At 67.9% G+C, this 15,445-nt stretch carries 14 protein-coding genes; 5 read left to right on the top strand and 9 right to left on the bottom strand.

Annotation, left to right across the window (positions count from 1 at the left end; translation table 11 throughout):
- Positions 1-96 precede the first annotated feature (96 nt).
- The 4 genes from sufB to SLG_RS19170 form a co-directional block, all read right to left on the bottom strand.
- Positions 97-1,572 (bottom strand): Fe-S cluster assembly protein SufB, encoded by a 1,476-nt coding sequence (gene sufB / locus SLG_RS19155; RefSeq protein WP_014078178.1) that lies wholly within the window; start codon positions 1,570-1,572, stop codon positions 97-99.
- Positions 1,569-2,024 (bottom strand): RrF2 family transcriptional regulator, encoded by a 456-nt coding sequence (locus tag SLG_RS19160; RefSeq protein WP_014078179.1) that lies wholly within the window; start codon positions 2,022-2,024, stop codon positions 1,569-1,571. Before SLG_RS19160 ends, sufB begins: the two co-directional genes overlap by 4 nt.
- A gap of 233 nt (positions 2,025-2,257) precedes the next feature.
- Entirely contained in the window at positions 2,258-2,788 is a 531-nt protein-coding gene (locus tag SLG_RS19165) for a GNAT family N-acetyltransferase (protein ID WP_014078180.1), read from the bottom strand.
- Between the two features lie 70 nt (positions 2,789-2,858).
- Positions 2,859-3,737, bottom strand: a complete 879-nt coding sequence (locus SLG_RS19170; protein ID WP_014078181.1) for a helix-turn-helix domain-containing protein — start codon at positions 3,735-3,737, stop codon at positions 2,859-2,861.
- A 388-nt stretch (positions 3,738-4,125) separates the two neighbouring features.
- Here SLG_RS19170 and SLG_RS19175 point away from each other — a divergent pair, with 388 nt between their 5' ends.
- Together SLG_RS19175 and SLG_RS19180 are read left to right on the top strand one after the other, a co-directional pair.
- A complete protein-coding gene (locus SLG_RS19175) occupies positions 4,126-5,160 on the top strand; it encodes a quinone-dependent dihydroorotate dehydrogenase (RefSeq protein WP_014078182.1) in 1,035 nt (344 codons plus the stop codon).
- Positions 5,161-5,270: 110 nt separating this feature from the next.
- Positions 5,271-6,266, top strand: coding sequence for an adenosine kinase (locus tag SLG_RS19180; RefSeq protein WP_014078183.1), 996 nt, complete (start codon positions 5,271-5,273; stop codon positions 6,264-6,266).
- Here the strand turns inward: SLG_RS19180 and SLG_RS19185 are convergent.
- Genes SLG_RS19185 through SLG_RS19205 form a run of 5 tightly spaced genes read right to left on the bottom strand, consistent with a single transcriptional unit; the run spans position 6,235 to position 11,526 of the window.
- The gene (locus tag SLG_RS19185) at positions 6,235-6,501 is read right to left on the bottom strand and encodes a ribbon-helix-helix domain-containing protein (RefSeq protein WP_014078184.1); all 267 of its coding nucleotides are present in this window, start codon (positions 6,499-6,501) and stop codon (positions 6,235-6,237) included. The two genes, SLG_RS19180 and SLG_RS19185, sit on opposite strands and share 32 nt — an antisense overlap.
- A gap of 17 nt (positions 6,502-6,518) precedes the next feature.
- A complete protein-coding gene (gene phbB / locus SLG_RS19190; RefSeq protein WP_014078185.1) occupies positions 6,519-7,241 on the bottom strand; it encodes an acetoacetyl-CoA reductase in 723 nt (240 codons plus the stop codon).
- 31 nt (positions 7,242-7,272) lie between these two features.
- Positions 7,273-8,301, bottom strand: a complete 1,029-nt coding sequence (gene hemH, locus SLG_RS19195; RefSeq protein WP_014078186.1) for a ferrochelatase — start codon at positions 8,299-8,301, stop codon at positions 7,273-7,275.
- Positions 8,298-10,577 (bottom strand): xanthine dehydrogenase family protein molybdopterin-binding subunit, encoded by a 2,280-nt coding sequence (locus SLG_RS19200; protein WP_014078187.1) that lies wholly within the window; start codon positions 10,575-10,577, stop codon positions 8,298-8,300. The genes hemH and SLG_RS19200 overlap by 4 nt, the downstream gene beginning before the upstream one ends.
- Positions 10,570-11,526 (bottom strand): Mrp/NBP35 family ATP-binding protein, encoded by a 957-nt coding sequence (locus SLG_RS19205; RefSeq protein ID WP_041393777.1) that lies wholly within the window; start codon positions 11,524-11,526, stop codon positions 10,570-10,572. The genes SLG_RS19200 and SLG_RS19205 overlap by 8 nt, the downstream gene beginning before the upstream one ends.
- Before the next feature lie 194 nt (positions 11,527-11,720).
- Between SLG_RS19205 and hflK the strand changes: the two genes are divergently transcribed.
- From hflK to SLG_RS19220, 3 genes are all read left to right on the top strand, one after another.
- Complete coding sequence (gene hflK / locus SLG_RS19210; protein WP_041392251.1) at positions 11,721-12,818, top strand: FtsH protease activity modulator HflK; 1,098 nt, start codon at positions 11,721-11,723, stop codon at positions 12,816-12,818.
- On the top strand, positions 12,815-13,660 hold the full coding sequence (gene hflC, locus SLG_RS19215) for a protease modulator HflC (protein ID WP_014078190.1): 846 nt from the start codon (positions 12,815-12,817) through the stop codon (positions 13,658-13,660). Before hflK ends, hflC begins: the two co-directional genes overlap by 4 nt.
- 158 nt (positions 13,661-13,818) lie before the next feature.
- Positions 13,819-15,318: a Do family serine endopeptidase gene (locus SLG_RS19220; protein WP_014078191.1), complete on the top strand. Its 1,500-nt coding sequence runs from the start codon at positions 13,819-13,821 to the stop codon at positions 15,316-15,318.
- Positions 15,319-15,445: the final 127 nt, after the last annotated feature.

A 15,445-nucleotide genomic window follows, 5' to 3' on the forward strand; every position in this document is an offset into this window, starting at 1 on the left:
GGACTTGATCCGGGGTCCAGCTGCCTATGCTGTCACGCCAGAACAAGCGGGATGCCGGATCCAGTCCGGCATGACGTTGGGAGAAACCGCAGGAAATCACCCCACCGATCCTTCGAGGCTGATCCCCAGAAGCTTCTGCGCTTCCACCGCGAACTCCATCGGCAGCTGCTGGAGCACTTCCTTGGCGAAGCCGTTGACGATGAGGCTCACCGCCGCTTCCTGATCGAGCCCGCGCTGCATGGCGTAGAAAAGCTGGTCGTCGCTGATCTTGCTGGTCGTCGCTTCATGCTCGACGACGGCGCTGGGGTTCTTCACCTCGATATAGGGCACGGTGTGGGCGCCGCACCGGTCGCCCAGCAGCAGCGAATCGCACTGGGTGAAGTTGCGCGCGCCATCGGCATTGGCGGCCATGCGAACGAGCCCGCGATAGGTGCCGTTGGAGCGGCCGGCGCTGATCCCCTTGGACACGATCGTCGAGCGCGTGTTTTTACCGTTATGGATCATTTTCGTGCCGGTGTCCGCCTGCTGGCGGTTGTTGGTCACGGCGACGGAATAGAATTCGCCGACGCTGTTCTCGCCGTTCAGCACGCAGCTGGGATATTTCCAGGTGATGGCGCTGCCGGTTTCCACCTGCGTCCAGCTCACCTTGCTGTTGCGGCCCTGGCAGAGCGCGCGCTTGGTGACGAAATTGTAGATGCCGCCGCGCCCGTCCGCATCGCCCGGATACCAATTCTGCACGGTGCTGTACTTGATCTCGGCATCGTCCAGCGCGACCAGCTCGACCACGGCGGCATGGAGCTGGTTCTCGTCGCGCTGGGGGGCGGTACAGCCTTCCAGATAGGAGACGTAGCTGCCCTTGTCCGCCACGATCAGCGTGCGCTCGAACTGGCCGGTATTCTCCGCATTGATGCGGAAATAGGTGGAGAGCTCCATCGGGCAACGCACGCCTTCGGGAATGTAGACGAACGTCCCGTCCGAAAAGACGGCGCAGTTCAGAGCGGCGAAGTAATTGTCCTGCATGGGCACGACTTTACCGAGCCATTTGCGAACCAGATCGGGAAATTCGCGGATTGCCTCGCTGATCGAGCGGAAGATCACGCCCGCCTCTTCCAGCTCCTTGCGGAAGGTTGTGGCGACGGAGACGCTGTCGAACACCGCATCGACCGCGACCCTGCGCGAGCCCGCCACATTGGCGAGCACTTTCTGCTCCTCGAGGGGGATGCCGAGCTTCTCGTAGGTACGCCGAATCTCGGGATCGAGCTCATCCAGGCTCGCCAGCTCCGCCTTCTTGCGGGGCGCGGCATAATAATAGGCGTCCTGATAGTCGATCGGCGGCACGTTCAGCTTGGCCCAGTCCGGCGGGACCATGGTCAGCCAGTGACGATAGGCCTTGAGCCGCCAGTCGAGCATCCATTCCGGTTCATTCTTCTTATCCGAGATGAACCGGACCGTATCTTCCGAGAGCCCCTTGGGCGCGAAGTCCTGTTCGATGTCGGAGACGAAGCCCCACTCATAGTCGCTCACCTTGCGGGCGGCGGCCAGAGCCTCGGCATTCTTGACCTGCGCACTCATTGAACCGTCTCCATCGCGGGATTGTCGGCAATCGGCTGCTGCGCGGGGATCGCGATCAGCTGAGCCAGAGTCACCTGAGCGAGCGCGCCGCGCACCAGCGTGTTGACGCCTTGCCAATGCGGGCGAATCGCACAGGGGCGATCCAGCGCGCAGCAGTCCGAGCCCTCGGCATCCAGGCAGGCGGTGAGCGCGATCGGGCCGTCCACCGCCTCTATGATGTCCGCGAGCGTGATCGCGGCTGCCGGCCGGGCGAGCTTGATGCCGCCGCCGCTGCCCCGCGTTGCACGGATCAGCCCGGCGCGGCCGAGCAGGCTCGCAAGCTTCTGCCCCGTTGGCACGGGAATGCCCGCCTCCTGCGCCAAGCTCGCGGCATTGGCCCGCGCGCCACCGCAATGGGTGGCGGCCGCGCGCATCATCAACACGGCATAATCGGCGAGGCTGGACAGGCGCATTTGCGAACGTTTCTCAAATCGGACTAATTCACTCTGATTGGCACATGGGACTGTCGCGGTGCTAAATCAACCCGAAATTGCGCGCCCCGCCTCGCGTTCGCCCCGGCGTGACCGCAGGGACACGGCGAAGCGAGGCGCGGAAGGGCTTGCCCCGCTATTTGCTCCTACCGGCCACGTCAGCGATCTGATTTGCCGGCGCCCGGCGATCGGTTGCCGTTTCGTTCCGCAGCGAATTATCCGGGGATCGCCCGCGTCATCCAGCGAGCAGGATCGCCATAGGTCGCAACCTTGGCCGCGAGGTCAGGCGAAACCACGCCTTCGACGAAGCCAAGCGCGCGCCAGTAATCCGCCGCTCCTTCGACCGCGATCAGTTCCGCGCTGCGGATGCCGTCCCGCGCGGCCAGTTCGAATGCCCGCATGACGAGGCTTCGGCCCACGCCGAGGCCGCGCCCCAATGACGACACTGCAAGATCGTGAACGAACAGCACCTCGCGCGGCCCGCCATCGGCAAGAACAGCGCCCACTGGCGGTGGCGACTCGCGACGCCAGCCATGGGCAAGGAGATAGCCCAGCATCGCCTGTTCCCGCGGGCCTTCGCGCAGGGCAGCGAGGCAATATGAACCCGAAAGCATGATACGGCTGAGGAAGGGCGCTTCCGCCTCGATCAGGAAAGCGGGATAGGATGCGGACTGGATCGCGAGCGCGGCGGGCAAGTCCCCCGCACTGAGCGGTTGGATCGAAAAGGGAGGAGTTTCACGCGCCATGGCGACTTATCGCCGAGGCGCCGAGAGCCGGCAAGCGGCGCGCGCCGGTCCTGCCCGCAGCGGGTCCACCCTAGCTGATGCGGCTCAACCGGGCGATCTCGCCCTTGATATCCGCGCGGTTCATCGAGAGGCGGATGACGATGCTGGCGCGCTCCCGCAGCTCGGTCGGCGTCAGGCCAGTGAAATGCTTGATCTCGCGGATGAAATGGGACTGGTCGTAAAACACATCGCCGCCCACTTCGCTCCAGTCCAGCTCTTCGCGCGCCAACGCCTGAGCGCAGCGCAACGCGCGATATTTGCGCGCCAGATATTTGGGCGGCGCGCCGTAAAGCCGGTTGCACCAGCGCGCGATCTGCCGCGCGGAGAGGCCCGTGGCATCCTGCAGGGCGTCCACCCGGGGGGACTGCTCCGCGGCGAGCCAGCGATCGGTCTCCTCGATGAAGCGTCGCTCACCGCTTGAAACCGGATGGAGCTGGCCGCGAATGAAGGTCCAGAAGGCCTCCGCCGCCTTGTTCGGATCCTCGATGGACCGCAGGACCAGCAGCATGTCGCGCCAGACCGGACCGAATCGCACTGTGAGATCGGAGGCATCATCGGCCGCCCCGTCCGCATCGCCGGCGCGCAGGGCCGCCCAGCCGAGCGGCAGGACCGTGACGCCGACCACCTGCATGGGCCCCATCACATCGAAATGCGTTGCCATGCTGGTCGGCCCCAGCAGGCAGCATTCCGGCGTCTCCACCGTGCGGCCATCACTGAACAGATAATTGCCGGCTCCGGCGAGCATGAAGCGAATCTGCGCGAAGTCCGCCCGCGTATGGTCTGTCACGCGCGGCTGGTCCGCTGTGAACAGGTACATGGCACCGAAATGGCTCGCCAGATCGGCCGGAGGAACGAAGTAGCTGAGCGCGACCATATTGGCCGCATCCGCGACGGAGAATCTGTGACGCATGCGCGACCCTGACCACTCCTAGAGAAAGATGACGGTCGAACCCTCAGCGCGGCAGGTTCGGAACTCCGGAAAGGCGGCAAGAGTATGGCTTACGCATTCCCCCAATCAGGAAATGCGACTTTCGCATGAATCCGAGGTCAAGAAAACGAAAAAAGCGGTTCAGCCGGCAAAAGCCGGCCGAACCGCCGAAGTGCAAGGTCTCTAAGCCGGACGACTGAGAGCCCTTCGGGTCGCAACATTTGCTTAACCTGATTCGCGAACGCAGGATTGGACGGAATCGTCATGCGCACGCTCGGTGCGACGACCGGCGAAAAAGAACCCGCATGGGCGGGCGCCACAGCCTCCCCGCGCCTTTGACGGCAGCGGCGGCCACTGGCATAGCCGCGCGATGTATCGACTGCTCCGCCCCCTGCTTTTCTCCTTCGAAGCGGAAAAGGCGCATCGCCTCGCGATCGCCGCGCTCAGGTTGCCGCTGCCGGCCGCGCCGCCGCCCGATCCGATCCTGCGCCAGCAGCTGTTCGGTCTCGATTTCGCGAGTCCCGTGGGCCTCGCCGCCGGCTTCGACAAGGATGGCGAGATCGCGCATCGCATGGATCGGCTGGGCTTCGGCTTCGCGGAGCTGGGCACGCTCACGCCGCTGCCGCAGCCAGGCAATCCGCGCCCCCGCCTGTTCCGGCTGGAAGCGGACCGCGCCGTCATCAATCGCATGGGCTTCAACAATGGCGGTCAGGCCGCCGCCTGCGCGCGCCTCGCAGGGCACCGGGTGCCCGCCGGCTTCGTGCTTGGCGTCAATATCGGCGCCAACAAGGATTCGGCGGACCGCATCGCCGACTATGAAGCCGGCGTGCGCGCCATGGCGCCTCATGCCGCCTATCTGACGGTCAACATCTCCTCGCCGAACACGCCGGGCCTGCGCGCGCTGCAGGATCGCGGCGCGCTGGACGCGCTGCTTGGCCGCGTGATGGCCGCGCGCGCCGGCGATGGGCCCCCCATCCTCCTCAAGGTCGCGCCCGATCTCGAGCCGGCGGATATCGACGACATTGCCGAACTGAGCCTTCACCACCGGATCGACGGGCTCATTATCAGCAACACGACCATCAGCCGGCCGCCGCTGCGCTCCCGTCATGCCGACGAGGCAGGCGGCCTCTCCGGGGCGCCGCTGCACGACCTCGCGCTTGAGCGGCTGCGCGATTTCCGCCGGCGGCTGGGCGATCGCCTGCCGCTGGTCGGCGCGGGCGGCATCGGCGACGCTGATCAGGCCTATGCCCGCATCCGCGCCGGGGCGAGCCTCGTCCAGCTCTACTCGGCGCTGCTCTATGAGGGGCCCTGGCTTCCCGCACGCATCGGCCGCGGGCTCGCTGCGCGTCTCTGGCGGGACGGCTTCGCGTCCGTCGCGGACGCGGTGGGCGTCGACGCCGACTGACGGCGGCGCACCACGGAGCCCCATCCCCCGGTTGATCCCGCTCCGCCCCGCCGATAAGGAGAGGCGCGCGTCCCCGCGCTCCAGCTCCCCTGCCAGGAAGGGATTCCCGTTTGTCCGAACCCATTCTCGATGTCGTCGCGATCGGCAATGCCATCGTCGACGTGATTGCCGCCGCCGATGACGCCTTCATTGCCGAACATGCGCTCACCAAGGGTGGCATGCAGCTCATCGACGCGGAAACCGCCGACAGCCTCTACAGCGACATGGGCGCGGGACGGGAGATTTCGGGCGGTTCGGCAGCAAACACGCTGGCCGGCCTGGCAGCGCTTGGCGCCAAGTGCGGCTTCATCGGCCAGGTGTTCGAGGACCAGCTCGGCACGATCTTCGCGCATGACATCCGCACGCTCGGCATCCGGTTCGAGACGGCCATGGCCAAGGATGGCCCGCCCACGGCGCGCTGCCTCATCCTGGTGACGCCGGACGCGCAGCGCACCATGAACACGTTCCTTGGCGCTTCCCAGTTCCTGCCCGCCGCGGCCCTGGACCTCGACATGATCCGCTCCGCGCGGATCCTCTATCTCGAGGGCTATCTCTGGGACCCCGAGCAGCCGCGCGCCGCGATGCGCAGCGCGATTGCCGCGGCCCGCGAGGCGGGGCGGGAAGTCGCCTTCACCCTGTCGGACGCCTTCGTGATCGAGCGCCATCGTGACGACTTCCTTGCCCTCATCGATGAGGGGATGATCGACATTCTCTTCGCCAACGAGACGGAGATCCGCTCGCTCGCGCAGACAGAGGATTTCGAGGCGGCGGTCGCGCGCTTTGCGGACAAGCTGCCCACGCTGGTGGTCACGCGCAGCGAGAAGGGCGCGATCGCGATCCGCGACGGCGTGCGCCATCAGGTCGCGGCGTCACCCGTCGAGCGCGTGATCGACACCACCGGCGCGGGGGATCTCTTCGCCGCCGGTTTCCTCGCCGGCCATGTGCGCGGGAAGGCGCCGGCGGACTGCCTCGCGCTCGGCGCCCTCGCCGCGGCCGAGGTCATCTCGCATTACGGCGCCCGGCCGGAAGCGGACCTCAAGGAACTGGCGGGCAATCTGCTCGCCTGAACGCCTGCGCGAGCAGCCAGCAACGGATCGCGCTCGCCAGATTGGGGGGCTCGGTCCGCGCGATGCGCTCGGCATCGATCCGTGCGACGAGCGCGCTCAGCGGCAGGGCTTCCGCCCGGGCGCGCTCTTCCAGTGCATGCCAGAAGAGCGGCTCCAGGCTGATCGACGTGGTATGGCCGGCGATGGTCATGCTGCGCTTGACCGGGCCTGCGAAGACCGGCGGCGCCTCATCCATCGTCGCCTCCGCGCCTCTCAATACATGTGCTGGCCGCCATTGATCGACATGGTCGATCCGGTGACGAAGCCCGCATCCTCGCTGCACAGGAACGCGACGCCCCGCGCGATCTCCTCGGCATGGCCGAGACGGCCGACCGGGATGCGCGCGACGATCTTCTCCAGCACCGCCTGCGGCACGGCCGCCACCATGTCGGTATCGATATAGCCGGGCGCGATCGCGTTCACGGTCACGCCGGCGCGCGCGCCTTCCTGCGCCAGCGCCTTGGTGAAGCCGTGGATGCCCGACTTCGCCGCGGCATAGTTCACCTGGCCATATTGGCCGGCCTGGCCATTGATGGAGCCGATGTTGACGATCCGGCCCCAGCCGCGCTCGCGCATGCCGGGGAAGACCGCCTTGGCCATGTTGAAGCAGCCGCCCAGATTGATGCGGATGACTTCGTTCCACTCCTCGAAGCTCATCTTGAGCATCACATTGTCGCGGGTGATGCCGGCATTGTTGACCAGCACGTCGATGGGACCGAGATCCTCGGCCACCTGTGCGCAACCCTCGAGACAGGCCTCATGATCGCCGACGTCCCATTTGTAGGATGCGATTCCCGTGGCGTCGGTGAAGGCCTTCGCCCGCTCTTCGTTGCCGGCATAGTTGGCCGCCACCTTGTAGCCCATGTCCCGCAGGGCGAGGCTGATCGCCTCCCCGATGCCGCGCGTGCCGCCGGTCACGATTGCCACTCTGCTCATACGCATCCTCTCCTGATCTCAATCCGACATGTCAGCCATCCTGGCGCGGCAACCCCTCCGTCCAGCCCGCCAGTTCACGACCCAGCAGCGCCTGGTAGAATCGAATAGCGTCCGCGTCCGCGTTTAGACAGGGCAAAAAGGCGAAATTCCGGCCGCCCGAACCCAGAAAGCTCTCCTTTCCGCGCAGCGCCACTTCTTCCAGCGTCTCCACGCAGTCTGCCGAGAAGCCCGGCGTGAGCACCGCGAGCGATGTCACGCCTTTTCCGGGCAGCGCTTCCAGCACTTTGTCGGTGGCGGGCTCCAGCCATTTCGCGCGCCCGAACCGCGATTGAAACGACACCAGCACCTCCCGGCCCAGCGCCTCGCCCAGCAGTCTCGCCGTCTTCAGGCACTGGCAATGATAGGGGTCGCCCAGTTCCAGCGTGCGCTGCGGCATGCCGTGGAAGCTCGCCAGGATACGATCAGGCACGAAGGGCAGCGCGGCGACCTGCCGCTCCGTGCGCGCCCGCAGGACCTCGATATAGCCGGGATCGTCATGATAGGCGGGGAGCATGCGGATCGCGGGCTGCCAGCGCATGCCGGCCAGCGCGCGGCCGACCTCGTCCATCACCGTCGCCGTCGTCGCCGCGCAATATTGCGGATAGAGCGGCGCGACGAGGATGCGGTCATGGCCGCTGTCCTTGAGCGCTGCGAGCCGGGCCGCGATGGCCGGGGCGCCATAGCGCATCGCCCAGTCGACGGTCACGGCATCGCCCCAGGCCGCCTGCAGCCGGTGCGCGGCATCCCGGCTATGAACGGCGAGCGGCGAGCCACCCTCCATCCAGACCTGGCGATAGGCGTGGGATGATTTTTTCGGCCGGGTGTTGAGGATGATGCCGCGCAGGATCGGCTGCCACAGCAATTGCGGGATCTCGACCACCCGGGGATCGGACAGGAATTCGCGCAGGTAGCGCTTCACAGCGCCCGGCCCCGGATCGTCCGGCGTGCCGAGATTGACGAGCAGCACGGCGATCTTGCCGAACGCGACCGGCGCATGGCCGGCAGGCATTGCGCCGCTCATGCCGCCCGCTCCAGGAGAGGCAGCCGGCGGTAGCGCTTGCCGGTGAGCGTCGAGAGCGCGCTCGCGAGCGCAGGAGCGAGCGCCGGCACGCCGATTTCCCCGACGCCAACCGGTGCGGCGGCACTGTCCAGAAATTCCACGGTGATTTCCCCCACATCCGTCAGGCGCGGCAAGCCATAGTCGCCGAGCCGCATGCCCTCCGGGAGCGAGCGGCGATAGCGCGGCGCGGCGCCGAGCGCCATGGCCAGGCCGAAGATCAGCCCGCCCTCGATCTGCTGCCGCGCGATGTCCGGATTGACCAGCCTGCCGCAGTCCGCGACGGCCACGATCCGCTTCATCGCCACCTTACCCTGTTCCAACGCGATCTCGACGAGCACGGCGATGGCGCCCCCGCGCATCATGTGGCAGGCGATGCCCTGTCCGCTGCCGGCGACCCCGCCCTGCCAGCCGCCCAGCGTTGCCGCCGTGGTGAGGCATTGCGCGAGGCGGGGCTGCCCGCCCAGCATCTGGATCCGGAAGGACAGGGGCTCGACGCCCGCCACGACGGCGAGCTCGTCGATGAAGCTCTCGGTGAAGAAGGCGCCATAGCTGTCCGCATTGCCGCGCCAGCGCCCCGTGGGCAGGCCGATGTCGGCGGGATAATGGTCCACGGCGAAATGCGGGATGCCATAAGGCACGTCCATGCCCGAGACGGCCAGCGCGTCCGCCTCGCCGGCCGTCGCGGCCAGCGCGTGCGCGCGCGTCTCGCCATGACCGATGCGGCGCCAGAGCTGGGCCAGCGTGGCGGGCGCGGCGACCTTGGCGGACCAGCCTTCCACCAGCCCGCCGGGGCCGAGCTTCGCGGCCATGCGCGCCCGCGCCGGCGGCCGGGGGCAATCGCGGATGATGTCCTCCGAGCGGGACCACATGAGCTGCACCGGCACTTTCGCCGCGCGCGCGATCAGCGCGGCTTGCACGCCCGCCTCCACTTCCATCTTGATGCCGAACGAACCGCCCGCGAAGAGGGGATAGACCGTGACGGCGCTTTCCTTCACGTCCAGCGCGCGCGCCACGGCCCGCCGCGCGAGGACGGGGGCCTGCGTCGGCATCCAGATCTCGACATCGTCCGGCCGCACGCGCGCCGTCGCGGCCATCGGTTCCAGCGCGAGGTGGGGGGCGGGCGCGACGTCATAGTCGGCCCGCACGATACGCGCGCCCTCGAACACCGGGCCAAGCTCGCCCCGGCGGAAATAGCGGGCGCCGCCGCTGCCATCGAAGGCCGCGTCCAGCGCCGCGCCGATCGATACCTCGTCCACCTCCGGCCCATCGAGCACGAAGACGGGGTCCAGCCTGTCCAGCGCCTGGTTGGCCGCCCACCAGTTGCGCGCCGTCACCGCGACCCAGCCCTGCTCGCGCACGATGCCGATCATGCCCGGCACCTTGCGCGCGGCCCCCTCATTGATCGAGTCGAGCCGCGCGGCATTGACCGGGCCCTGGCGGATCGCGGCATAGATCATGTCCGGCAACCGGATGTCGGCCGCGTAATTGGCCGAGCCGTCGATCTTGGACGGCACGTCGAGCCTTGGCAGCGGCGCGCCGAGCAGCGCCTCGTCCCGCCGTTCGGGGCGATAAGGCAGCACTGCCGGCAGATCGAAGGCGGCGGCTTCCCGCGCCAGTTCGCCGATGCGAGCGCGGCGCGTGCCATCCGTCACGATCCCGCCCTGGATGTCGCAGCTTTCCCAGCCGACGGCCCAGCGCTCGGCGGCGGCCATGCAGAGCAGCACGCGCGCCGCCGCGCCGGCCTGCCGCAGATCGTCCGCGAAGGCGGGGACGGACGTCGATCCGCCTGTCAGCATCAGCGTCGATCGCAGGGCATATTCGTCGATGGCCTTTTCGCCCCATTGCCCGAAGGCCTGCCGCACGGGCCCGTCGAACCATTCGCGCGCCAGCAGCCGGTTGGCATAAAGCGGCCCGGGCGGCGCAGGCTGGACGGCGACGGTGCGCCAGTCCGCTCCCAGCTCGTCGGCGACCATTTGCGCGAAGAGCGTGAACACGCCCTGCCCGAGCTCGGCCTGGGGGACCATCACGATGACTTGCCCGTTGCCGTCGATCTTCAGGAAAGCGCCGAAGGCGGTCTCGCCCTCCACGACATCGGCCTGCTGTTCATAATGGCGCGGCCAGATCGCCCAAGCCAGCGCCAGACCGCCGCCGGCCGCGGCCCCGGTCAGCAAGGCGCGGCGGCTGATGCGGGGGAGCCCCGGCGCCTTGCGTGCCTGCCGATCGCGGGTCTCAGCCAATCGGCGCCCCCGTGCGCTGCGCATCCAGCCAGTGCGCCACCCGCTCGGCAATGGCGCGGAACGGCGCGCCGACCGGATCATCGCCGGCCGCCGGCGGCTGCCCCTCGTCGGAGGCGCGGCGCAGTGCGATGTCCAGCGGAACCCGGCCAAGGAAAGCCAGGCCCATGGCCGCCGCTTCCGCCTCGGCCCCGCCGGAGCCGAAGGGATCGGACACTTCCCCGCAATGCGGGCAGACATAGCCCGCCATGTTCTCGACCATGCCGATCACCGGCACCTTGGCCTGATCGAAGAAGCTGATGGCGCGCGCGGCATCGATGAGCGCGAGGTCCTGCGGGGTCGAGACGATGACGGCGCCCGCCGGCTTGTAGCGCTGGATCATGGTGAGCTGCACGTCGCCGGTGCCGGGCGGCAGATCAACGATCAGCAATTCCGTGCCGCGCCAGTCGGCATCGATGAGCTGGCCCAGCGCATTGCCCGCCATCGGGCCGCGCCACGCGATCGCCTGGCCGGGCTTGGCGAGGTGGCCCATGGAGAGCATCGGAATGCCCTGCGCATTCGGCACGGGGATGAGCCGCTTGCCTTCGGCTTCCGGCCTTTGCCCTTCGCTTGCCAGCAGGCGCGGCAGCGACGGGCCGTAAATGTCCGCGTCGACCATGCCGACCCGCTTGCCCAGCCGCTTGAGCGCCACGGCGAGATTGACCGCCAGCGTCGACTTGCCCACGCCACCCTTGCCGGAGCCCACCGCGACGATCACCGGCGCCGCCGATCGCTCCGCCGTCATGGCGATCCGCACGTCCGTGATGCCCGGATGGTCGCGGCCGGCCTGCATGACCTTTTCCGCCAGCGCGTCACGCCCGGCCGGATCGAGACCGCCGACATCGAGAACGAGGCTCAGCACGCCGTCGCGCAGGCGCAGCCCGCTGGCGCGCCCCTGCGCGGTCATGTCCATCCGCTCGGCCAGCGCCGCGTCGATCGCCTGTCCGGCGTCCCTCGATCCATCACTCATGCCGGCGCTCTTAAGCGCAAGTGGCGCCGGCGCAAAGCTTCGCGAGGCCGGAATTTATGCGTCGGGGGCGGAATATTGGCGCCCGCACCCTGTATTTCCCCGGATAGCCTCCCTATAGAAGTCTGATGGACACAGACATGACGCAGCGCCCCGGCCAGCCCTCGGCGATGAGCGAAGGCGGTCCCTGGGGTAGCAGGGATGAGGAACCATCGACCGGAAGAGGCGGCGACGGGCCGCGCAACCCGTGGACGCCGCCGCCGCGCGGCGAGCCGGGTGGCCGTGGCACGCGCGGGCCGAGCGCGATCGACGAACTGCTGCGCCGCGCGCGTGACAGCTTCGGCGGCGGCCTGCCGCCGCGGGCGGGCGGGCGCGCCATCTGGCCCTATCTGCTCGGCGGCGTCGCGCTCATCTGGATCGCGACGACCAGCGTGCACCGGATCGGACCGCAGGAACGCGGCATCGTCTCGATGCTCGGCAGCTACAGCCGCACGATCGGCCCCGGCATCAACTGGACGCTCCCCGCGCCTCTCGAGAGCGTCGCGGTGATCGACGTCGAGGAGATCCGCACCATCGATCTCGGCTCGGCCGGCGAGGAATCCGAGAAGCTGGTGCTCACCGGCGACCAGAACATCATCAATCTGGGCTATTCGGTGCGCTGGAACATCCGCGATCCCCAGCAATATGCCTTCCAGATCGCCGATCCGGACGCGACCATCGCGGCGGTGGCCGAATCGGCCATGCGCGCCGTCGTGGCGAACGTCTCGCTGACCGACGCGCTCGGCGCGGGCCGCAACGCCATCGAGAGCCAGGTGCAGGAGCGCATGCAGGGCATCCTGGACACTTATGGCGCGGGCGTGCGCATCCAGGGCGTGGCCATCAAGCAGGCCGATCCGCCGGACGCGGTCAACGACGCCTTCAAGGAAGTGAGCGCCGCCCAGCAGGCCGCGGAAACCTATCTCAACCAGGCCCGCGCCTATTCGCAGCAGCTCGCCGCCCAGTCGCAGGGCGAGGCTGCCGCGTTCGACAAGGTCTATGAGGAATACCGGCTCGCGCCGGACGTCACGCGCCGCCGCATGTATTACGAGACGATGGAAAAGGTGCTTTCGGGCGTGAACAAGACGATCATCGAGGCCAATGGCGTGACGCCTTATCTGCCATTGCCGGCCGTTCGTCCGCGCACGCCCACCGCGAGCGTCGAGGCCAGTCCGCAGCCCCAGCAGGGAGGCGGCCAGTGAGCTCCGTGCCACGCAACCCCGTCATCCTCGCCGTCCTGGCGACGATCGCGCTGTTCCTCATCGGCAGCACCTTCGCCATCGTGCCCGAGACGCGCCAGGCCGTCGTGCTGCGCTTCGGCGAGCCGGTGCGCATCTACAACAGCTACAAGCCCAACGAGACGTTCGGCCATACCGGCGCGGGGCTGAAGGTCCGTGCGCCGTTCATCGATCAGATCGTCTGGATCGACAAGCGCGTCCAGTCGGTCGCGATGGAGCGCCAGCAGGTGCTGTCCACGGACCAGCTCCGGCTGCAGGTGGACGCGTTCGCCCGCTATCGCATCGTCGATCCGCGCCGCATGTACATCTCGGCGGGGAGCGAGGAGCGCGTCGTGGACGCACTGCGGCCGATCCTCGGTTCCGCGCTGCGCAACGAGCTGGGCAAGCGGCGGTTCGACATGCTGCTGAGCCCCGAGCGCAGCGAAGTGATGCAGAACATCAACCGCAGCCTCAACCGGGTCGCCGCCCAATATGGCGCGGAGATCATCGACGTGCGGATCATGCGTGCCGATCTGCCGGACGGCACGCCACTGCAGAGCGCGTTCCAGCGCATGCGCACCGCGCGCGAGCAGGAAGCGCTGACCATCCGGGCCGAGGGCGCCCGCCGTGCCCAGATCATTCGCGCCGAGGCCGACGCCGCCGCCGCGAAGGTCTACGCGGCAAGCTTCGGCAAGGATCCGCAATTCTACGACTTCTACCGTGCCATGCAGTCCTACCGCACGACCTTCGCGCAGGACAGCCAGGGAGAGACCAGCGCGATCCTGGGCGCGGACAATGATTATCTCCGGCAGTTCCGGGGACGCTGAATGGGGCTGGCGCGGCGCCCGGGGGCGCCGTGCGGTCCATTCAATGCCGGTTAATCCGGCGCTCGTCATGGCCCCTCATGGGGAGCCCATCGGGTCCTTTCTCGGGTTGAACCGGGGCAGGACGCCATGAAGACAGTTTGATTGAGAGGAAGGTTTTCGTGCGCTACGCTTACGCAATTACCGCAGCTTTGCTCCTCGGCGGAACCACGCTTGCCCTGACGTCCCATTCGACGAGCGTGATTGCCCAGACCGCCCAGAACGAAGGGTCCTCGGCCGCCGCGCCGCAGGGTGCCCCGGCCAGCCTCGCCGACATGGTCGAGAAGCTCCAGCCGGCCGTCGTCAACATCTCCACGCGCCAGCGGGTGCAGGTGCAGAATCCCTTTGCCGGCACGCCCTTCGGCGGCCTCTTCGGCTTCGGCGAGGGCGGCCCGCAGACGCGCCAGGCCCAGTCGCTCGGCTCGGGGTTCATCATTTCGGCCGATGGCTATGTCGTCACCAACAACCATGTGGTCGCGCCCGGCGCGCGCGGCGCGACGGTGGACGAGATCACCGTCACGCTGCCCGATCGCACGGAATACAAGGCCAAGCTGGTCGGCACCGATCCCCGCTCGGACCTCGCTGTGCTCAAGATCAATGCCGACAAGCCGCTGCCGTTCGTCAAGTTCGGCGATTCCAGCCGCGCGCGCGTGGGTGACTGGGTGGTGGCCATCGGCAATCCGTTCGGCATCGGCAGCACCGTGACGGCGGGCATCATTTCCGCGCTCCACCGCAACACCGGCGGTGCCGAGCGCTTCATCCAGACCGACGCCTCGATCAACCAGGGCAATTCCGGCGGCCCGATGTTCGACATGCATGGCAACGTCATCGGCATCAACAGCCAGATCCTCTCGCCCACCGGCGGCAATGTCGGCATCGGCTTCGCCATTCCCGCGGAGCAGGCCGTCCCGGTCATCGAGACGCTGCGCAAGGGCCAGAATGTCCAGCGCGGCTATCTCGGCATCCAGATCAGCCAGCTTTCGGACGACATGGCCGAATCGCTCGGCCTGCCCAAGAATCGCGGCGAGTTCGTGCAGGCGGTGGAAAGCGGCAAGGCAGCCGAGAAGGCCGGCATCCGCGCCGGCGACGTCATCACGAAGATCAACGGACGCACGGTGACCCCGGACGAGACCCTGTCCTACATCGTCTCGAGCCTCCCGGTCGGCTCCACCGTGCCGATCGAACTGGTGCGCGGCGGCAAGACGGTGACGGTGCGCGCGACGATCAGCGAACGCCCGCCAGAGGAGGAGCTGGCCAACTTCTCGCAGCAGAACCCGGACGATTTCTCCGACCAGGACGAGCAGAGCACCCGCCAGGCGTCCCAGCAGTTGCTCGGCCTCGCCGTCCAGCCGCTCACACCGAACATCGCTCGTCAGCTCGGCATCGCGACGGAGACGCGCGGCGTCGTCATTTCCGCGGTCGATCCCTCGACGGACGCCGGCTCCAAGGGCCTTCGTCGCGGCGACGTGGTGATGATGGCCAATGGCCAGCCCGTCACGACCGAGGCCGAGCTGGGCAAGGCCGCGCAGGCCGCGAAGGACAGCGGCCGCAATGCGGTGCTGCTCCAGATCCTGCGGCGCGGCAGCCCGCCCATCTTCCTGGCGGTTCGCCTGCGCAGCTAGTAAGGATCGCGATCACGGCATGTACGGAAAGGGCGCGTGGGAACGCGCCCTTTTTCGTTGCCGCGCGGCGCGTTGAGCGCAAAAACTGTATCGAGGGTTCTGCCCGGGTCGCGCGCGGCCCGACATG

Origin of the sequence: Sphingobium sp. SYK-6 (assembly GCF_000283515.1) — a bacterium.
Taxonomy (GTDB): Bacteria; Pseudomonadota; Alphaproteobacteria; order Sphingomonadales; family Sphingomonadaceae; genus Sphingobium; species Sphingobium lignivorans.